This window comes from Sphingopyxis fribergensis, from assembly GCF_000803645.1.
Classification (GTDB): domain Bacteria; phylum Pseudomonadota; class Alphaproteobacteria; order Sphingomonadales; family Sphingomonadaceae; genus Sphingopyxis; species Sphingopyxis fribergensis.
In genome coordinates this window covers 162,501-180,954 of sequence record NZ_CP009122.1, presented here as the reverse complement: position 1 = coordinate 180,954, position 18,454 = coordinate 162,501, and the positions used below count along the sequence as shown (strand labels likewise).

The 18,454-nt window shown below is 63.2% G+C and carries 17 protein-coding genes, 1 tRNA gene, 2 rRNA genes and 1 pseudogene (1 of these 21 running past the window's edge); 9 read left to right on the top strand and 12 right to left on the bottom strand.

Translation table 11 applies throughout. From position 1 onward, the window contains the following. The first annotated feature begins 31 nt into the window (after positions 1-31). The 3 genes from SKP52_RS00750 to SKP52_RS00740 are packed head-to-tail and all read left to right on the top strand — an operon-like array spanning position 32 to position 4,733. The gene (locus tag SKP52_RS00750; RefSeq protein ID WP_039570604.1) at positions 32-1,738 is read left to right on the top strand and encodes an SIR2 family protein; all 1,707 of its coding nucleotides are present in this window, start codon (positions 32-34) and stop codon (positions 1,736-1,738) included. After that, a complete protein-coding gene (locus SKP52_RS00745; protein ID WP_052207678.1) occupies positions 1,735-2,310 on the top strand; it encodes a hypothetical protein in 576 nt (191 codons plus the stop codon). The genes SKP52_RS00750 and SKP52_RS00745 overlap by 4 nt, the downstream gene beginning before the upstream one ends. Then, positions 2,307-4,733, top strand: a complete 2,427-nt coding sequence (locus tag SKP52_RS00740; RefSeq protein ID WP_039570598.1) for an AAA family ATPase — start codon at positions 2,307-2,309, stop codon at positions 4,731-4,733. Before SKP52_RS00745 ends, SKP52_RS00740 begins: the two co-directional genes overlap by 4 nt. Positions 4,734-4,854: 121 nt before the next feature. Here the strand turns inward: SKP52_RS00740 and SKP52_RS27185 are convergent, their stop codons facing one another. Beyond that, positions 4,855-4,977: a hypothetical protein gene (locus SKP52_RS27185; protein ID WP_267128021.1), complete on the bottom strand. Its 123-nt coding sequence runs from the start codon at positions 4,975-4,977 to the stop codon at positions 4,855-4,857. Between the two features lie 112 nt (positions 4,978-5,089). Here SKP52_RS27185 and SKP52_RS00730 point away from each other — a divergent pair, with 112 nt between their 5' ends. Further along, entirely contained in the window at positions 5,090-5,485 is a 396-nt protein-coding gene (locus SKP52_RS00730) for a hypothetical protein (protein ID WP_148308970.1), read from the top strand. A gap of 271 nt (positions 5,486-5,756) precedes the next feature. On the opposite strand, the pseudogene SKP52_RS26800 reads toward SKP52_RS00730, so the two are convergent. From SKP52_RS26800 to SKP52_RS00705, 6 genes and pseudogenes are all read right to left on the bottom strand, one after another. After that, positions 5,757-5,985 (bottom strand): annotated as a pseudogene (locus SKP52_RS26800) (hypothetical protein). Positions 5,986-6,166: 181 nt separating this feature from the next. Beyond that, complete coding sequence (locus tag SKP52_RS27355; protein WP_321164065.1) at positions 6,167-6,322, bottom strand: hypothetical protein; 156 nt, start codon at positions 6,320-6,322, stop codon at positions 6,167-6,169. Between the two features lie 128 nt (positions 6,323-6,450). After that, positions 6,451-6,633: a DUF3008 family protein gene (locus SKP52_RS00720; RefSeq protein ID WP_039570589.1), complete on the bottom strand. Its 183-nt coding sequence runs from the start codon at positions 6,631-6,633 to the stop codon at positions 6,451-6,453. A gap of 20 nt (positions 6,634-6,653) precedes the next feature. Further along, entirely contained in the window at positions 6,654-7,262 is a 609-nt protein-coding gene (locus SKP52_RS00715; RefSeq protein ID WP_039570586.1) for an alpha-ketoglutarate-dependent dioxygenase AlkB, read from the bottom strand. Beyond that, a complete protein-coding gene (locus tag SKP52_RS00710; protein ID WP_039570583.1) occupies positions 7,259-7,567 on the bottom strand; it encodes a hypothetical protein in 309 nt (102 codons plus the stop codon). Before SKP52_RS00710 ends, SKP52_RS00715 begins: the two co-directional genes overlap by 4 nt. A gap of 22 nt (positions 7,568-7,589) precedes the next feature. Continuing rightward, positions 7,590-8,108 carry an SOS response-associated peptidase family protein gene (locus SKP52_RS00705; RefSeq protein WP_039570580.1) on the bottom strand — a complete coding sequence of 173 codons (519 nt, stop codon included), beginning with the start codon at positions 8,106-8,108 and terminating at the stop codon, positions 7,590-7,592. A gap of 52 nt (positions 8,109-8,160) precedes the next feature. On the opposite strand from SKP52_RS00705, the gene SKP52_RS00700 reads away from it, so the two are divergent. Next, positions 8,161-8,778: an SOS response-associated peptidase gene (locus tag SKP52_RS00700; RefSeq protein WP_039570578.1), complete on the top strand. Its 618-nt coding sequence runs from the start codon at positions 8,161-8,163 to the stop codon at positions 8,776-8,778. After that, entirely contained in the window at positions 8,778-9,215 is a 438-nt protein-coding gene (locus SKP52_RS00695) for a DUF1810 domain-containing protein (protein WP_039570575.1), read from the top strand. The genes SKP52_RS00700 and SKP52_RS00695 overlap by 1 nt, the downstream gene beginning before the upstream one ends. 24 nt (positions 9,216-9,239) lie before the next feature. Here the strand turns inward: SKP52_RS00695 and SKP52_RS00690 are convergent, their stop codons facing one another. After that, entirely contained in the window at positions 9,240-9,797 is a 558-nt protein-coding gene (locus tag SKP52_RS00690; RefSeq protein WP_039570572.1) for a type 1 glutamine amidotransferase domain-containing protein, read from the bottom strand. A 288-nt stretch (positions 9,798-10,085) separates the two neighbouring features. Here SKP52_RS00690 and SKP52_RS00685 point away from each other — a divergent pair, with 288 nt between their 5' ends. Together SKP52_RS00685 and SKP52_RS00680 are read left to right on the top strand one after the other, a co-directional pair. Then, positions 10,086-10,862 (top strand): ImuA family protein, encoded by a 777-nt coding sequence (locus SKP52_RS00685; protein WP_039570568.1) that lies wholly within the window; start codon positions 10,086-10,088, stop codon positions 10,860-10,862. After that, on the top strand, positions 10,780-12,630 hold the full coding sequence (locus SKP52_RS00680; protein WP_167702722.1) for a DUF6504 family protein: 1,851 nt from the start codon (positions 10,780-10,782) through the stop codon (positions 12,628-12,630). The genes SKP52_RS00685 and SKP52_RS00680 overlap by 83 nt, the downstream gene beginning before the upstream one ends. Before the next feature lie 2 nt (positions 12,631-12,632). Here the strand turns inward: SKP52_RS00680 and SKP52_RS00675 are convergent, their stop codons facing one another. Beyond that, entirely contained in the window at positions 12,633-12,995 is a 363-nt protein-coding gene (locus SKP52_RS00675) for a cupin domain-containing protein (protein WP_039570565.1), read from the bottom strand. A gap of 47 nt (positions 12,996-13,042) precedes the next feature. On the opposite strand from SKP52_RS00675, the gene SKP52_RS00670 reads away from it, so the two are divergent. Next, positions 13,043-16,303 (top strand): error-prone DNA polymerase, encoded by a 3,261-nt coding sequence (locus tag SKP52_RS00670; protein WP_039579235.1) that lies wholly within the window; start codon positions 13,043-13,045, stop codon positions 16,301-16,303. Positions 16,304-16,551: 248 nt separating this feature from the next. On the opposite strand, the gene SKP52_RS00665 is transcribed toward SKP52_RS00670, so the two are convergent. The 3 genes from SKP52_RS00665 to SKP52_RS00655 all read right to left on the bottom strand — a co-directional run. Continuing rightward, positions 16,552-16,628 (bottom strand) — tRNA-Met (locus SKP52_RS00665). A gap of 121 nt (positions 16,629-16,749) precedes the next feature. Then, positions 16,750-16,864, bottom strand: a 5S ribosomal RNA gene (gene rrf, locus SKP52_RS00660). A gap of 117 nt (positions 16,865-16,981) precedes the next feature. Next, positions 16,982-18,454 (bottom strand): 23S ribosomal RNA (locus tag SKP52_RS00655) (it continues 1,320 nt past the right edge of the window).

Here is an 18,454-nt window from a genome sequence, read left to right as displayed (position 1 = left end):
CAGACAAGTTCGATCTCGTTACAGGAAAACCATGGCACTTCCGCCCGCAGCAACAATCACGATCCGCGAGACGCTCGCCATGCTTGATGGGCCAAAGCGTGAGATTGCGCAGGGCGTCGCAAATGATCAATATGTCTTCTGGCTCGGCTCGGGGATTTCGCGAGAGCGGATGCCGGATCTGCGGGACTTGGCAAAGCGAGTTCTGCTGACGCTCCATGCTCGGGTGGATCGCGCCAACGCCGACTGCCGCTTCAAAAAGGCGCTGGGGAAGGTGGTTGCGCTGGCTGCGCCCAGCGAACAGGAATGGGCCGAAATCGACTTCGCACAAGCGCCTGACCAATGGCCTGTATTCGCTGCGCTGTCCGGCAGGCTCGTCAACAACTATGCCCGGATGCTCAATGTCACGGTCGACGGCGAGGAGGCGGATTTCCTGCTCTGGGACGTGCTCGATGCCGCGAATGTCTATTCGGATGAGACAATTGAGCCGGATGCGGAGCATTTGTGCCTGGCGGCGCTCATGATCGAGGGGGTCGCATCGGAGATGCCGTCGGCCAATTGGGACACGCTTGTCGAAAGGGCCGTTACCATGCTCGCGGGCACTCTTCCGGTGCTGCGCGTGGCGGTCGCGCCGCAGGATACGCGCTGGAATCGTCGGCGCGGCAATCTCTACAAATTTCACGGATGCGCGAAAGCCGCGCGTGATGACGTTGCATTCCGCCCGCTGCTGGTCGCGAGACAGAACCAGATCAATGGCTGGGTGGCTAACAATGCGGTGATGGCCGGCTTCCTCGTCCATCTCATCACGACGAGAGCAACATTGATGTTGGGGCTGTCAGCGCAGGACTCGAACATCCAGGGGCTTTTCGCGGCTGCCGAAGCCCAGCTGGCATGGCGCTGGCCATCGCATCCCCCCGCCTACGCCTTTGCCGAGAACGCGCTTGGGGGCGATCAGGAGAGCCTTCTCCAGAATGTCTATCATCTTGACCATACGCCCCAGAACAAGCCGGCGATGGATGATGAGGCTCTGGTGCAGGCCTATGCCAAGCCGTTGTTGCTGGCGCTCTACCTCCATGTCGTAACCGCAAAGCTGCAGGCCCTTGTGGGACATGCCGCGCTTCAATTTCTCGACGCTGATCGTGACAAGCTGACCGCAGGTCTTATGCATGGGCGCGACCTGCTCGCCGATGCGATCTCTCCCTCGGCGGAGCATGTGCTTGAGGTTTTGTTGCTCATCGGACGGACCCTGGCGCTGCTGCGCGATGGTAACTTGCCGGCGTATCGGTCAGGTCTCTATGCGCCACTGACGCCCGATCCCATCGACCGGATGCCTGCGGACCCGACCCTTGGAGGAAGCGGTGTGTGTGAGTTCGCCGTCGCGACCGGGCTGATCGGAATCGGTCTGGAGAGGGGTATGTGGACCGTGGAGAAATCGCAGGTGGGCGATCCGCAGTCCGGCTCCATGACGCTTGTTGGCCGCAGCGGACCGGCGCGGGTCTATTTCGCCGCGACGCCCCAGGCTGCGATCCGGCTTGGCCTGAATGGTCTTATTGCGGCCAATGACGACGCTGTGATCGTGCACAGCCACGATAGCCCTCCCCCAATGCAGCGCGCGCCTCGCCGTCCACCTGGCAGGACGGGGCTGGCTACGATCCGGGAAGCAAGCATCGCGGAACTGTTGGCTGAAGGGCGTGAGGTCGAGGATCTGCTTGAACGCTTTCGCGGTAAGGTGGCGCTGTGAGCGCGTCCATTCCCTCCGAGCGGGTCGCCGACTTGCTTGTCGCGGCGGGCTATCGCCGGATCGCATCGCCACTTGAGGTTGCGGGCCTGACCTTCGACGTCGCAGGGGCGTTTGTGGGCGGCGGCCATTCGGCCGATCTCGTTGTCGTGGGTGACATGGCGGCGGATGGTGAACGCAAGGTCGTCCAGCAGATTGACGGGATCGCGCGCGCCCTCGACGTGATGCGGTCGCATCGGCCGTTGACCAGTGTCATCGTGGGCCCGCGGCCGGTTGGGAAGGCGCTCGAAGCGCTTGCGCAGGTTGGCCGGATGCTGGCCGTCGAGGAAGCGAGCGATCCAGCGGATCTGCGTGATCGGCTGGCAATCCTGCTCCCGCTGGAGGTTCCCGCATCGATGAGCGAGGAGCGCGATCTTGGCGCTGGCGAGGAACTGATCCTGCCGGAAGACGGTATCGCACAGCGATTGTTCGACGCCTCGGAGCTTGGCGAGGACGCCGTGCGCGACGTCTTTCATGAAGCGCTGAGGGCGGCGTTCGATCCGGACGGCGACGACTTTGAGGAACTGCTCGGATGACGCGGCTCAAATCACTTTATGTGAAGGATTTTCGCAGCATCGACGGGGAGGTCAACCTCTCGTTCGATGCGCCGATCGTGCTCATTCATGGCCCCAACGGCGCCGGAAAGACCAGCCTTCTCTCTGCGATCGAGCTCGCGCTGACCGGTTCGGTCCCGTCGCTTTCACGTGCCGAGCCGGACTATCTCACGTTCCTCCCGCACAAGGATCGGCCGTTCGGCGAGGTCCGCCTCGAGATTGCGGATGAGGTTGGCGCGACGAGGACCGCCGATATCCGGGTGACGGCGGAAGGGATCACCGGCGCGCCGCTTCTTGCCCGTGACCAGGCCGACTATTTCAGCGAACGCAGCTATCTCGCTCAGTCGACGCTTGGTCGGCTCCTGGAAATCTACCAGCATTCGGAAAAGAAGGCGGACTCGCCTCTCACCCGCTTCGTGAAGGAGCTACTTGGCCTTGACCGCATGGAAGCGCTGATCGGCGGGCTCCATAGCGCCGGCAACATCGCCAGGCTCAAAGCCCCTGTCCCCGCTTATGGCAATGCGCGCGATGAGATCGCCGCGAAAGACAGCGAATTTAACAACCTTCTTCTGGACGAAGTGCAGGTTGAAAGCGCCATCAAGACCCAAGAGACCGCGCTTCGCGAGCAACTCCTCGCCATCGATCCGTCGCTGGTCGAACAGCTTGGAGACCTTTCCGCTTTACGAGCGCAGCTGGAACAGGATCCTGATGAGGAACGCCTTCTCAACCTTGTGAGACTGAAGCGCGAGCTCGACGTCTCGCAGGCAAGCTGGGCGAATGCCAACGCAGCGCCGGGGGCTGCCCAACGGGCAGCGATCGAGACCGAGAATAGCGCGGCACGCGCGGCACTTGAGACCTGGACGAAAACGCAGGGAAATGATCTCGAGGCGCTTTTCAATCGGGCCGCAGATCTGTTTCCCGATCTCTCGGACACGTCCGCTCCGGGAAATGTGGACCGAGCGGACATCTTCGCTCGGCGCATTAGCCCGGAAACAACGCATATCGCTGCATCCCTCGACTCGCATGACCAGACTTTGGTTCAGCGCGATGCTCTGGTCCGCCAACGGGACGAGGCCAGGACGAGGCTCCGCCGTCTTGATGAGCAGATCGCCCTTGCCGCCGAAGCGAATGAGGGACTTGCGCGGGCGCTGTCAGACCTTGGCAGTCACGTCCATGGTGACATTTGCCCGGTCTGTGACAGGGATTTCAGCGAGACCGGTCCGAGGTCGCTTGCAGCGCATATAGCGGCAAAGGTTGGCGCGATGGTCGAGCAAGCCGGGCGCCTTCAGTCGCTCTCGCGCGACCGGACGAATTCCGCAACCGCTTTGGCGCAACTTGAACGGGAGCTTGCCGACGCGACCAACAGCCTTCTGCCGGACGCCGATATCAGCAGGCTTAAAGCGCGACATGCCAACCTTGTCGAGATCGGAAAGGAGCTGGATGCGCGCCGCGATCTCATGGTGGAAGGGGATGCTCTTCGCAGTGAAGCCGCGCGGACAGCGCGGGCGCTCGTTGTCGGGCAGAATGCCGACCAATCCGCGGTCGTACTGCGCAACAGCCTAGACGATATTGCACGTCGCGTAGGCGTGGCTGTCAAGGGCGATGACCCGACGGATGATCTTATCGCTCGGATTGCGGAAGCAATTTCTGCGCGTGATGCGGGCTTGTCCGCGCGACAGCAATCCCGCCGGGTGGCAGTTGACAGCCTCCTTGCCCTGGGAAATGCGCGCGATGGCAAGGCGACCGCACGACGGGCTCTGGCGGCGACCGAAGCTGAGCTTGCGATCCTGCGGGCCCAGAAGGCCGAGGCAGATCGAATGATCGAGGTTGCCAAAGATCTGGTCCGACAAACGCGCGAAGCCAGAGGACGGGTTGTGCGCCGCGTGTTCAATGACGAGCTCAATGCCGTATGGCGTGATCTGTTCGTCCGCCTCGCGCCCGAAGAGCCATTCATCCCCGCCTTTGCGATCCCGGCCGGCCCAGGCGCAGACATCGAAGCCATTCTTGAGACTCATCATCGACGTGGCGGCAAAGGCGGGAATCCGCGAGCAATGCTCAGCGCCGGCAATCTCAATACCGCCGCCCTCACGCTCTTCCTCGCGCTTCATCTCTCGTCAAAGCAAAAGCTGCCCATGCTCGTTATCGACGATCCGGTCCAAAGCATGGATGAGGTCCATATTGCCCAGTTCGCTGCACTTCTGCGGACCTTGTCAAAGCAGATGAAGCGGCAGGTAGTGATCGCAGTGCATGAGCGCTCGCTATTCGACTATCTGTGCCTGGAGTTGAGCCCGGCCTTCGAAGGCGATCGCCTCAATGTGATCGAACTCGGAAGGAATGCCATAGGCCAGACGATCAGCCGATGGGATCCCAAATTGTTCGTCGCGGATCGGGCGATTGCCGCCTGACAATGCAAACCGCCCAGATATCACAGGCCAAGCCAGATGCTGGATCGGCCGCTTCTATTCGATCGCCCCGGTTTATCGCGACGCTCGATTTGGCCTAGCTTCCGGGTTAATATCGTCGCCCCTAGAATAGGAAATAGTCGGCGATCATGAGCGCATCGGAGGTCGCAGGCGTATATTCCGGTAACCTGCAGAGGAACCCGACATCGAAGGGACGGTCGGCCCGATAGGCGGTCAGGGTTTCCATTGCGAATGGGACTGGCGGCAAAGGCACATCCGGCGGAAGTTTCAGGAGCGCATGGTAGTCGACCACCGAGCCCATGCGCGGCAAATCGGGACGGGCGTAGGATTTCCTCTCGATGAAGCCCGAAGTCTTGTCCGACCGAAGAAAATGGATGGGAGACAGATCGTCACTTTTTTTGGCGGGATGGGACGAACAGGAGTCTAAATATGAACTCTGCCGTCAACGCGTAGGCCAGCCAGGTCCCGAGGTTCAGCCCCTGATTTGCGCGGCGAGGTTGATGACGTTCGGAGAGCGGCTTGCCGACATGAGAGATGAGATCGACCCAGGAAGGATCTCCCATGCCCAGATCGGCATGACCATCGACATGGACGACGTCGAGTGGCCCAGATCCCCAATCGTATCGATCAAACAGCAGCTTCAGGACGGGGCGTTGAAAAAAAGTGCGCGCAACCTGTACGCCAGCGAAAACCAACACCCCGCCCCTGCTTGGCGATGCTCTGTGCAAGCATGATCGATCTGCTCATAAGAAGAAATCGCGCCCGCCTGAGTCCAGAGGAGGAAGACGAGCCCATCCGCCGCCACGCCAAACGCGTGTCGCCGGATCGTCCGGCGCGGCGAGAACAAGAAGGATCGGCGTCGGCGCGACCGCAAACTCCCAGCGCGGCCAGTTCATCAGGAGATAGCGCTAGCAGCGCCAGCGCAACCTCCATGAGTCGGCGAATGGAAGCGGGACGCTCAAGATGCGCCGCCCCAGTCGCGCCAGCGCTGGAGCGGACCGCCTGTCACTGCAGTGTCGGCGGTTGCTCGCCGTCGAGCGATCGCCGCGCGGCCAGAATGTCGTCGATCGGGACGGGCGCGGGCGCCGGGCGGTTTGCGAACGGATGGCTGCCCTCTGACGGCGGATCGGTCCGACGCCCAGGATGCCAGGATCGCGCGCTTGACCTCCGGCTCCAGTGTCGGGTGCTCGGCAATGTCGAATGGATGCAAATAGCGGGAAATGGGCTGCGACATGACTGTGCCTCCTTTCGCTTCAGGTCGCCGCAAGCTTATGGCCGAAACGTTCGGCGGAGATGGATTTGGAAATGCTTTGTCCGCCTTCAAGAGGCGACGGCCGCCGACTTGATATCCCAATTTCACTGTCGGTCGACTTGCGTCAATGACGCGAACCAGTCCGCGTAGGGAGTGTTGCGCGTCATATGGTGATTGAGATCGGGTGCACCGTCAGCCACCAGGCCGACCCGCGCTCGCCGAGCGCTCGCTTGGCATGGCCGACGTCGGAATGGGCTGATGCCCCGGCATCGGTATCGCCCGCACGCTTGGCAACGCCCACGGCGCGTCGCGCAGCCATCAGCGCCTTCACCAGCCGATCATGCGTGTGCGGATCGAGCGATGGATTGGACCGTCGCCACAGCCGGCCGCGCACGACAAAGTAACGGCAGTCAGGGGGCGCCGGCGAGCGGTCGGCCCCCTCGCCGGTCAGTCTTTTTTATCGGGAAGACCTTTTCTCTTCGTGCTGGCAAACTCTTCGAGCTGATCTTCCGACATGGACTTCTCCATCTGTTTGGAAGCGCCTTTCAGCTTGAATTTCGGCGCTTCGCCGCGTTTGGCGGCGAGCGCTGCACCGGCAGCCTTTTGCTGGGCCTTTGAGGTGGCAGGCATGATCAATCTCCTTCTGCAGGCTAAACGCGCGAGCGATCATTCCGTTCGGCAAGGGTTCTGCCCTTGTCGGAGAGGCTGCGGAACGTGACGGACCACCGCGAATGGTCGAGCGGCGCGATGCTATGCTCCCAGTCGTGCCGGACCTCGCCAGAGAGATGGTAGATCGAGCGCGGAGCCAGCGGAACACCGACGCGGTCGAACCCTATCGCGCATCGCCGCCGAAGCCGCAACGTCGCTTCGCTTCCGAGCGAAATGCCGACGACGTGTTCGAAGACTGGCCTGTCCTTGTGCCAGCCGATGCCGGCGCCAGGATCGTATCGGATGAGCAGTGCTTGGACGAATGCGGCAGGATTGAGCCCGGCAAACCGCGCTGCCTTGGCCCGAAAGGGAAGCAACCAGTCGGGCATCGGTTCGGCCGGCGTGAAGCGGCCGCTTTCGAAATCGTAGCTCCAGCCATAACTTTGGGTCAGGCGCTTTCCCTTCCATTGGTGAAATTTGAACGGGCTCAGCTCGGCTCTATCGATGCGCGTGATAAGCGCATCTTCCTCGGCCTCCGTCAGCACGGCATCCCTGTAGTCGAGCCCGGCAACGAACGGCGTGGCAAACAGATCGGCGGTTGCCGCCCTCACGATGGGATCTCGTCGTCCATCAGTTCGGCGATATCAGATCGCGTGCGGGAATGCGCACCGGTAACCGTTTTGGCCGCTGGCGACGTGACGGCCTCAGGGCCGGTCCAGAAACGAATTCCGGCCGCGGCGCGCCGTCGAAGGTCCGTGGCGATCAACGCGACCGTTTCCGGGTCGCCGCCATAGCTCGCCGCGCTTCGTTTCAGCGAATGCGCCATTGCCGCCGGTTCAACATCGGGCATGTCGCGAAGCGCCTCATCGGCCTCGCCGCGTGCCCAGAAATCGGGCGTGTCCCACATGCGGCTCATGATCCAATCCTTCCTGGGTCGTTCACAAGGCAAGCGCCGCCTGCACGGCGCTCGCGCCGATCTCCTCGACGATGAAGGTGCGCGCCGGCGGCGTTGCGATCAGGTCGATGTCAGGGACGGTGCGATCGAGCCACTGCATGACCTGGCTGCGGTGGATGATCGCGCCGTGCCGGTCTTGATAGCGCGCGACCTCAGGGTTCGCGTCGACGGTGACGACACGATAGCAGAGCGGCCACTCACACATGGCCGGCTCCCACACACCGGCGAGATAGAAGTGATTGCCGCCATCCAGCGTCACCCGGTAGCGTTTGTCGCCGACCATCATGTGGAACTCGCTGGCCGGGATCAGGCAACGATGGCTCGGGAAGGTCTGCCCCTCGGAGCGGACGAAACGGTAAGCGATGCCATCGCTGAAGCGTGGGTTCGAACCCCAGGTCGCCTCGACCATCTCGATTTCGCTGGCATCGTCCGGATTTCGGCGGATGATGGCGCGGCGGCTTCCAAGCGGGGCATCCGAATCGAAAGGCGTGGGCGACTCCATGTCGGGAACATAATGTGAACAAGGATGAGTCGCAAGGAGGGCTAAGCGTCTCGTGTGCAACAATTATAGGCTGGAAGTCGACATCGCTTCGATCGTCGAGGACTTCTCGGACCTGAAAATCAAGATCAAGATGTCAGAGGGCACGCCGAACGTCGCGGCGCGCGAGGATATCAAGATTAGCGACACAGCACCAATAGTACGCGGGATCGAGGGCGACCGCGGTGCAGGCGATCTGATCAACCGCAAGTGGAGCTGGCCTGGTCAGAGCGGCAAGCCGGTCTACAATTTCCGCTCGGAAGGTCGCGCGTTCAACAGTGGTAGGTGCCTTATCCTCGCTGACGGCTTCTACGAATTCACCGATCCGCTGCCTGGGGAGAAGCGTAAGACCAAATGGCTGTTCACGCTCAAGGATCACGACTGGTTCTGCATCGCGGGCATCTGGCGCACCGATCCTAAGACCGGCGAGGCGTTCACGATGCTGACCACCGAGCCGGGCGAGGATGTGGCTCCCTACCATCATCGGCAGATCATCCCGTTGCCGCGCGACCGGTGGGCGGACTGGCTCGACGGCGCTGTGCCCGCCAATGAGGTGCTGCGGGTCTTGCCGAAAGGCAGTTTGGCCGTCACGCGAGCCTTCCCGCCCGAAGCAACACAGGGAATGCTGGCCTGATGCCTGACGAGACCTCGCTCGATCGCTTCGTCGAGGCGCAGACCCTCGCCTATCCGACCGCGCTCGCCGAGATTCGGCGCGGCGCCAAGCGCTCGCACTGGATGTGGTTCATCTTCCCGCAGATCGCCGGTCTCGGTCAAAGCCCGACCGCGCGCCATTTCGCGATCCGCTCGCTGGATGAGGCCCGCGCCTATCTCGACAATCCGGTGCTCGGGATCCGTTATGTTGAATGTGTCGAGGCGCTGCAGGATCTGACGGTGAGCGACCCCATCGCGGTGTTCGGCGAGATCGACGCCATGAAGCTACGTTCGTCGCTGACGCTTTTCGAGCAGGCGCGCCTGCTTGCCTTGTTCGCGGCCGCGCTTGATCGCTGGTTCGCGGGAAAGCGGGACGACGCTACCTTGTCGTTGCTGGAGGAAGCGCCACCCTCGCGCTGACGCTCCCATCATCGTCAGCCGGTATCAGGCGTCGACCTGACGCCCTTCAGCGAACTCCTCGACGAGCTTGGCGCAGAAAGCCGGCAGATCGTCGGGCTTCCGGCTCGTTACCAGGCCCTCATCGACCACGACTTCCTGATCGACCCAATTGCCGCCGGCATTCTCGATGTCGGTGCGCACGCTCGGGAAGGACGTGAGTGTGCGGCCCTCGACGACGTCGGCTTCGACCAAAAGCCAGGGGCCATGGCAGATGACGCCGACCGGCTTCTTCTGGTCGAAAAAAGTTTTGACGAACGCGACCGCGTCGTCATCCGCGCGCAGCTTATCGGCACCGACACAGCCGCCGGGAATGATCAGACCGTCGAAGTCATCGGCGGACACGTCGGCGAAGGTCGTGTCGACCGCGTACTCGCCGCCGGGATCGAGATCGTGATTGTTTGTCTTTGCCTGCCCGCTCTCGAGGCTGATCACGGTCACGCTGGCGCCTGCCTGTTCGACGGCCTCCTTGGGTTGGACGAATTCCGGCTCTTCGGTGCCGCGCGGTGCGATGAGGATCGCGATCGATTTGCCTTTGAGGGACATGCTCAGCCTTTCGGTTCTACGCTTTTCAAGGGCGGTTCTGCGGGGAGCCGACAGGCGTCGGCGCTGCTGGAGAAGCGCTCGGGGATTAACAGCGTTCCCCAGCGCTACCCGTTTCAAAGTAGCGATGCGCTGCGCCGATCCAACAGGGAGGTGAGTGGATGGGCGATTAGGCCCGACTCCGACCCGGATGTTTTCGAACGTCCGGCGGTGGCCGCCTCAAGGATTTTTCTGACTTGCGGAATCAATCGGGCTCGTGGAACATAACACGAACACCCGAGTCGATTGCTTATGAACCATGTCGTCCAAATAGCGGAGCCGTCACGCGCCGACCAGATTGTCGCCCTCCGCGCCGAGCTGGCGCGTGCCCAGATCGCACGCGGGCCAGCGCTGGCGTTCGGGATCGCCGCCGTTGACGATCGACTCTCCGACCATGGACTTGACGGCGCCGGCCTTCACGAGATCGCTGCGGCACGACCGTCATCGAGCGACGATGCGGCGGCCACCCTGTTCGCCGCCGGGATCGCGGCCCGGTTCGCCTGCCAGCCCGGCTTCTCGGTACTTTGGGCACTGTCCAAATTCGATCTCTATGCGCCGGGGCTCGAGCAGGTCGGGCTCGGCCCCGATCGCATCTTCTACGCGTCGGGTCGCAAGGACAGCGACGTGCTGGCACTGGCCGAGGATGCCTTGCGTGACGGAGCGCTCGCCTGCGTGATCGCCGAGGTGAAGGCGGCCGACCAGACCGCGACCCGTAGACTCCAGCTTGCCGCCTCGGACGGCAAGACGCCGATGCTGCTCTACCGCCGACACCGGGCGCGCGATCGCTGCCCGCTCGACCAGCCGTCCGCCGCGATGACGCGCTGGCGGATCGGCTGCGCGTCGTCCGCGCGGTTGCCCTATCCCGGCGTCGGCCGTGCGCGCTGGTCGGTCGAGCTGGTCCGCCAGCGGGGCGGTAACCCCTTTTTCCTCGAATGTGAAGCTTGTGATGACCAGGGTCGCCTCGCTCTACCTGCCCCAGCTCGCGATCGAGCGGCTGCGCAGGTCGGAGCGGCTAGCCAAGCCGCCTGAGCGAGCGCTCATCCCGGCCCAGCCGCGCTTCCCGGCGCCGATCGACGGCGACCCCGGCGCTTGCTCGGTCCCGCGCGGGCTTGGCTGGCGGCCCGGCGCGTGCTGGGCCTTGGCCGATCACGGCGCCGCCGAATGGCCGCGCGGCCGCGCGGCGACAGGCAGGCCAGACCAAGCCAAGATCGACACGATGCCCGCGCATCAGCGTCCGACGATGCGCGAGATGGGCCGGCGCAGCGAAGCCGCCGAGCATCCGTTCAAGGCGATGCCGCCGGACGAAGGCGCGCCGGGGTCAGCCTCGACGGGGATGGCGCCGACATGGTCGACGCTGTGGGGCCGGCCGACCATCCTGATCGAACGCAGCGGTCAGCGCGAGGTCGTCACCGCCGCATGTCCGATCGCGCTGGAGTGTGGCCTGCGGCCTGGCATGGCGGCCGCGCACGCCCGCGCGCTCGTCACCGAACTAGACGTGCGCGAGGCCGCGCCCGAGGCGGACCGGGCCTTGCTCAACCGGCTCGCGCTGCATGCGGTCGGCCATTGGACGCCGACCGCCAGCGTGGCCGGCGCCGATGGCCTCTGGCTCGATCTGGCGGGAACGACGCACCTGTTCGGCGGCGAAGAACGTTTCTGCCGACGGCTGCTCGCCTTCCTGCGCCGGCTTGGCTTCACCGCGATGGTCGCCATCGCCGGCGCGCCGGGGGCGGCGCATGCGCTGGCCCGCTATGGCGGGGCCGCGATCACCATTCTGCCTGCCGGCATGGAAGCTGAAGCGCTTGCCGACTTGCCGCTGGCAGCGCTGAGGCTGCCCCCGAACGCGCTGACAACCGCGGCGCGGTTCGGACTCGAGCGTGTCGCCGACCTGTACCCGATGCCGCGCGGGCCACTGGCCCGCCGTCTGGGGCTATCGACGGTCAAGCGGCTCGACCAGGCGCGAGGCGTCATTGGCGAGCCGATCATCCCGATCGTGCCGTTCGACATGCCGCGCGTCGAACGCCGCCTGCTCGAACCGATCGGCACCGCGGAGGCGATCACGCAGGTCATCGGAGATCTTGTCGACGACCTAGCCGCCGTGTTGCAGGCGCGGGGGTTGGGTGTCCGCGCCGCGGTTCTCGCCGCAAGCGTCGTCGACGGTGGCACCCAGCGCATCGGTATCGGCACCGCGCGCGCCACGCGCGACGCGCGGCATCTCAAGCGCATGCTTGCCATGCGTGTCGAGCGGATCGATCCTGGGCTTGGCATCGAGGGGATGACGCTTGCCGCACCCCGCGTCGAGGCGCTCGCACCGGAGACATTGACCGCCGTTTTCGTCGATGGCGATCGCACGCCCGATATCGCGCCCTTGGTCGACCAGCTTGGCGGCAGGGTCGGCCCCGAGCAGTTGTTCCGGCTGTCCTCGGTAGAGAGCGACGTCCCCGAACGCGCCGTTCGCCGCAACGCGCCGCTGGCGCCGACATCCGGCTGGCCAGCATGGAAGCGGCCGGTGCGCCTGCTCCGCCAACCCGAGCCGCTGTCCAACGTCGTCGCCCTCCTGCCCGATCATCCACCGCGCCGCTTCACCTGGCGCGGACAAGCCTACCGCGTCGTCGCCGGCGACGGCCCCGAGCGCATTCACGGCGAATGGTGGCGCCGTCCGGGCGAGCTCTGGGCGGTGCGCGATTATTTCCGGGTGGAGGCGGAGGGCGGCGAGCGCTTCTGGCTGTTCCGGCGCGGCGACGGCGTCGAGGCCGCGACCGGCGACCTCAGCTGGTATCTGCACGGCCTGTTCGGATGAGCCTAGATTTCGATACCGTTCGGCGCGGTGAACACCGCGTCCTGCACGTTCCCGGTGTTCACGACGCCGGTGGGCTCGAACATCAGCACCTCGGCCTCCTCGTCGGCGGCGGTGCGATGCTCCACCCCGCGCGGGACGAGCACGAACTCGCCCGGTCCCATGTCTGCGATATGGTCGCGAAACTCGACGCGGAAGCGGCTGCGATGGACGAGGAAAATCTCGTCGGCATCGGCATGGCTGTGCCACGGGAACACGCCCTGCACCTTGACCAGCTTGACCTCCTGGCCGTTGAGGCGACCGGCGACCTTGGGCCGCCAGTGCTCATCGATCAGCGCGAATTTTTCCTGAAGGCGGATGACGTCCATGGCGCGGGTTGCGGTCGCGCTCGCGTATCCGCCGCGAGCGTCATGGCATGACCTCCTATGTCGAGCTGCAGGTGACAAGCCACTTCTCGTTCCTGCGCGGCGCGTCGTCGCCCGAGGAGCTATTCGCGGCGGCCGCGTTACTCGGACACAGCGCGCTCGGGCTCGCCGATCGCGGCAGCGTCGCCGGCATCGTTCGCGGCTGGGACGGCCAGAAGGCGACCGGCGTGCGCATGATCGCGGGTGCGCGCGTCGACCTGACCGACGGTCGCGCCATGCTGCTCTACCCCATGACGCGCCCGGCCTGGTCACGGCTGACCCGGCTGCTGTCCGTCGGCAAGGCGCGCGGCGGCAAGGGGTTCTGCATCCTCGACTGGGCCGACGTTGCAGCGCACGTCGAAGGCGTGATTGCGATCCTGCTGCCCGACATGCCTGACGCGCGGACCGCGTCGGACCTCGCCGCGTTGCGCGATCTGTTCGGCAAGCAGGGTTTTTGCGCCTTATCGCTGCGCCGACGCCCCGACGATATGGCGCGCCTGCATGAGCTTGACACGATGGCGCGAATGGCTGGCGTCCGCAGCGTCGCGACCGGCGACGTGCTCTACCATACGTCTGAACGCCGGCCCTTGCTGGACGTGGTTAGCGCGATCCGCGAGAAGACGACGATCGACGCGCTCGGCTTTCGCCGCGAGCGGTTCATGGACCGCGACCTGAAGTCGCCTGCCGAGATGGAGCGGCGCTTTACGGCCTTTCCCGACGCCATCCAGGCGACCGCCGACATCGCCGCCGCCTGCACCTTCGATCTCGGCGAAATCCAGTATCAATATCCCTATGAGCAGGTGATCGCCGGCCGCACCGCGCAGGAGGCGCTGGCGGCGCTGACGGAGAATGCGGCCGCGCGGATGTTTCCGGAAGGATTACCGCCAGCCTATGTGAAGCAGATCGATCACGAGTTGCGATTGATCGACCAACTCGGCTATGCGCCCTACTTCCTGACCGTCAACGCGATCGTCGCCGAGAGCCGGCGGCGCGGCATCCTCTGCCAGGGGCGCGGCTCGGCCGCCAACAGCTGCGTCTGCTATCTGCTCGGCATCACCTCAATCGATCCGATCCGTCACGAACTGCTGTTCGAACGCTTCGTCTCGGGCGAGCGCAAGGAGCCGCCCGATATCGACGTCGACTTCGAGCATGAGCGGCGCGAGGAAATCATCCAGTGGATCTACGAGACCTACGGCCGGACGCGCAGCGCGCTCACCGCCGTCGTCACCCGCTACCGCACCCGCGGCGCCGTAGCCGAGGTGGGTAAGGCGCTGGGCCTGCCGCGTGATCTGACCAAGATGCTGACTGGCTTGGTCTGGGGCTGGTCGATGGACGGGATCACCCCCGAACAGATCGCGACGCTCAATCTCAATGCCGAGGATCACCGTCTCCGGATGACGCTCGACCTCGCACGGCAGCTGATCGGGACGCCGCGCCATCTCTCCCAGCATCCCGGCGGGTTCGTGCTGACCCAGGACCGGCTCGACGATCTCGTGCCGATCGAGCCTGCCCGGATGGAGGACCGCCAGATCATCGAGTGGGACAAGGACGATATCGATGCCTTGAAGTTCATGAAGGTCGACGTGCTGGGCTTGGGCATGCTCGGGTGCATGAACCGCGCGTTCAACCTGCTGCGCGACGCCAAGGGCATTGATGTCGGAATGGCCGACCTGCAGGACGACGATCCGTCCGTCTATGCGATGATTCAGAAGGCGGACACGCTTGGCGTCTTCCAGATCGAGAGCCGGGCGCAGATGTCGATGCTGCCGCGGATGAAGCCCAAGGAATTCTACGATCTCGTCATCGAGGTAGCGATCGTCCGCCCCGGCCCGATTCAGGGCGACATGGTCCATCCCTATCTGCGTCGCCGGGAAGGCAAGGAGACGCCGGAATATCCCCGACCCGAGCTGCGCGCCGTGCTCGAGAAGACGCTGGGTGTGCCGCTGTTCCAAGAGCAGGCGATGAAGGTCGCCATCGTCGGTGCCGGCTTTACCGCCGTCGAGGCTGACCAGCTGCGTCGCGCTATGGCGACGTTCAAGCTCACTGGGGGCGTCAGCCATTTCTACGACAAGCTCGTGGGTGGCATGGTCGAGCGGGGTTATCCCAAGGAGTTCGCCGAGCGGACGTTCAAACAGATAGAGGGGTTCGGCAGCTACGGCTTTCCCGAGAGCCACGCCGCCTCCTTCGCAAAGATCGCCTACGCCTCCTGCTGGATGAAGCATCATCATCCCGACGTGTTCTGCGCGGCGCTGCTCAATGCCCAGCCGATGGGCTTCTACGCACCAGCGCAGATCGTCGCTGATGCGCGCAAGCATGGCGTCGAGGTGCGGCCGGTCTCGATCAACGATAGCCATTGGGACTGCACATTGGAGCCGACCCGCGGACGCTATCTGGCGGTGCGGCTCGGCTTCCGGCAGGTGCGCGGGCTCGCCAATGTCCATGGTGCAGCGATCGTCGGCGCGCGTGGACCGGAGCGATTTGACAGCGTCGAAGAGGTCTGGCGCCGCGCCGGCACCCCGCGCATGGCGATCGAGCGGCTTGCCGAAGCCGACGCTTTCCACTGCATCGCCGAGAATAGGCGCCAAGGTCTTTGGAAGGTGAAGGGGCTTGGCGAGGCGCCGCTACCGCTGTTCGCGGCAGCCGACGAGCGCGAGGCCAAATTCGCGCCAGAAGGGCTGGAGCCGATGGTGGCGCTGCGCGCGATGGCCGAAGGCCGCGAGGTGGTGGAGGATTACCGCTCGACCCAGCTGTCGCTGCGCGGCCATCCCGTCAGCTTTCTGCGCGATGAGCTCGACGCGTTGCGGATCGTTCGCTGCGCCGATCTCGCCACGATCCGCGACGGCCGCAATGTCGAGGTGGCCGGGGTCATCTTGGTTCGCCAGCGGCCGGGCTCGGCCAAGGGCGTCCTGTTCATCACGATCGAGGATGAGACCGGCATCGCGAATGGCATCCTCTGGCCGGACCGCTTCGAAATCTACCGGCGTCAGGTCATGTCTTCATCGATGATCGCGATGCGCGGGCGCCTGCAGAAGGAAGGCGAGGTGATCCATATCATCTGCGACCGCATCGTCGATCACGATGACATGCTGCGCTCAATCGGACGGACAGCGTTCGCCGTCACGCCCATCCGCGGCGACGGGGCGACCAACGGCGCGGGGCCGGACCCGCGCAACTCCGGTATCCCGCGCGGGCGGACCTTATCTCATCCGCCGTTCGACGCCGTGCTCACTGACGAGGAGTTGGTTAGGATCAAGAGCCATGATTTCCGTTAGCCGAGCGTCTTTCCAATAGCTCAAAGACCGGGAGTGTTAGGACACCCATAACGCAACAACCCGCCAGACTTGGTCTGACGGGCTGTTGTGTTGACGCTAGATCGGTATAACGAGGAAGTTATACTGACGCTGGTTGCGGGGACCCGATGCCCCGTCAGTATAACAAATCTCGGAATTATACTGACGTTGGTTGCGGGGGCTGGCTTCCCCTGTTGGTATAACTTTGAATCCCGGAGTTATACCGACGTTGGTTGCGGGAGTAGGATTTGAACCTACGACCTTCAGGTTATGAGCCTGACGAGCTACCGGGCTGCTCCATCCCGCGCCACCAATTTACGGATCTTCGCGCAGAGCGCGGTCCGTAACAGCAAAAGGCCGGCATTGCTGCCGGCCTCTAACTTTGTGAATGGGTTTTCCAGCGATTTTTTCCTCACGCCGGCCACAATGCCTGGCGACGTCCTACTCTTCCGTTGCTTAAGCAGCAGTACCATCGGCGCTGTCAGGTTTCACGGCCGAGTTCGAGATGGGATCGGGTGGGTCACTGACGCCATGGTCACCAAGCAATGAAGCCGGCGTGGGTCAAAATCGGGTTTCAATCGATGTCCGTGCAATATTTGTCTGACTACAATCATCCAATCGCGGACAATCCTATCAGGAGTGTCGTTGATGGTGGGACTCTTAAGTGCGAATAGAGCAATTAGTATCGGTTAGCTCCACACGTTACCGCGCTTCTACATCCGATCTATCAACGTGGTGGTCTTCCACGGCTCTATGAAATCTTATCTTGAGGGAGGCTTCCCGCTTAGATGCTTTCAGCGGTTATCCCGTCCATACATAGCTACCCTGCTGCGCGGCTGGCGCCACGACAGGTACACCAGAGGTATGTTCAACCCGGTCCTCTCGTACTAGGGTCAACTCCTCTCAAATTTCGACGCCCACGGCAGATAGGGACCAAACTGTCTCACGACGTTCTGAACCCAGCTCACGTACCACTTTAATTGGCGAACAGCCAAACCCTTGGGACCTGCTCCAGCCCCAGGATGTGATGAGCCGACATCGAGGTGCCAAACGATTCCGTCGATATGAGCTCTTGGGAATCATCAGCCTGTTATCCCCGGCGTACCTTTTATCCGTTGAGCGATGGCCCTTCCACTCGGGACCACCGGATCACTATGACCGACTTTCGTCTCTGCTCGACTCGTCAGTCTCGCAGTCAGGCAGGCTTATGCCATTGCACTCTTGCAGACGGTTTCCAACCGTCCTGAGCCTACCATCGCGCGCCTCCGTTACTCTTTAGGAGGCGACCGCCCCAGTCAAACTACCCGCCACAGAGGGTCCCTGATCCAGTTTCATGGATCGAGGTTAGACATCAGAAAACAACAGGGTGGTATTTCACCTATGGCTCCACGTCAGCTGGCGCCAACGCTTCAAAGCCTCCCACCTATGCTACACAGTTCTTTCCTAATGCCACTCTGAAGCTGCAGTAAAGGTGCACGGGGTCTTTCCGTCTAACCGCGGGTACTCCGCATCTTCACGGAGAATTCAATTTCGCTGAGCATCTCCTGGAGACAGTGGGGAAGTCGTTACGCCATTCGTGCAGGTCGGAACTTACCCGACAAGGAATTTCGCTACCTTAGGACCGTTATAGTTACGGCCGCCGTTTACCTGGGCTTCATTTCGCAGCTTGCACCACTCCACTTAACCTTCAGGCACCGGGCAGGCGTCAGGCCCTATACGTCGTCTTGAAGCCGACTTAGCAGAGCCCTGTGTTTTTGCTAAACAGTCGCTACCCCCTGGCCTGTGCCCCCTCAAACCGGTTGCCCGGAATGAGGGCCTCCTTCTTCCGAAGGTACGGAGGCAATTTGCCGAGTTCCTTCAGGAGACTTCTCTCAAGCGCCTTGGTATACTCTACCATCCCACCTGTGTCGGTTTAGGGTACGGTCTATAATGGAGGGGCTATTTCCTGGAACCTCTTCAAAGCCTGCTCAATCCAATAAGAGCAAACAATTTACGAGATCCGTCACACACCTCCAGGCCCACGAATATTAACGTGGTTCCCATCGACTACCCCCTTCGGGCTCGTCTTAGGGGCCGGCTTACCCTGCTCAGATTAGCTTTAAGCAGGAACCCTTGGGATTTCGGCGACAGGGC

Bases quoted from the DNA above. Each gene is read 5' to 3' on its own strand.
- SKP52_RS00750 (WP_039570604.1), top strand. From the start codon at position 32: ATGGCACTTCCGCCCGCAGCAACAATCACGATCCGCGAGACGCTCGCC.
- SKP52_RS00740 (WP_039570598.1), top strand. From the start codon at position 2,307: ATGACGCGGCTCAAATCACTTTATGTGAAGGATTTTCGCAGCATCGAC.
- SKP52_RS27185 (WP_267128021.1), bottom strand. From the start codon at position 4,977: ATGGAAACCCTGACCGCCTATCGGGCCGACCGTCCCTTCGATGTCGGG.
- SKP52_RS00730 (WP_148308970.1), top strand. From the start codon at position 5,090: ATGAAGCCCGAAGTCTTGTCCGACCGAAGAAAATGGATGGGAGACAGA.
- SKP52_RS27355 (WP_321164065.1), bottom strand. From the start codon at position 6,322: ATGGCTGCGCGACGCGCCGTGGGCGTTGCCAAGCGTGCGGGCGATACC.
- SKP52_RS00720 (WP_039570589.1), bottom strand. From the start codon at position 6,633: ATGCCTGCCACCTCAAAGGCCCAGCAAAAGGCTGCCGGTGCAGCGCTC.
- SKP52_RS00710 (WP_039570583.1), bottom strand. From the start codon at position 7,567: ATGAGCCGCATGTGGGACACGCCCGATTTCTGGGCACGCGGCGAGGCC.
- SKP52_RS00705 (WP_039570580.1), bottom strand. From the start codon at position 8,108: ATGGAGTCGCCCACGCCTTTCGATTCGGATGCCCCGCTTGGAAGCCGC.
- SKP52_RS00695 (WP_039570575.1), top strand. From the start codon at position 8,778: ATGCCTGACGAGACCTCGCTCGATCGCTTCGTCGAGGCGCAGACCCTC.
- SKP52_RS00690 (WP_039570572.1), bottom strand. From the start codon at position 9,797: ATGTCCCTCAAAGGCAAATCGATCGCGATCCTCATCGCACCGCGCGGC.
- SKP52_RS00685 (WP_039570568.1), top strand. From the start codon at position 10,086: ATGAACCATGTCGTCCAAATAGCGGAGCCGTCACGCGCCGACCAGATT.
- SKP52_RS00680 (WP_167702722.1), top strand. From the start codon at position 10,780: ATGACCAGGGTCGCCTCGCTCTACCTGCCCCAGCTCGCGATCGAGCGG.
- SKP52_RS00675 (WP_039570565.1), bottom strand. From the start codon at position 12,995: ATGGACGTCATCCGCCTTCAGGAAAAATTCGCGCTGATCGATGAGCAC.
- SKP52_RS00670 (WP_039579235.1), top strand. From the start codon at position 13,043: ATGACCTCCTATGTCGAGCTGCAGGTGACAAGCCACTTCTCGTTCCTG.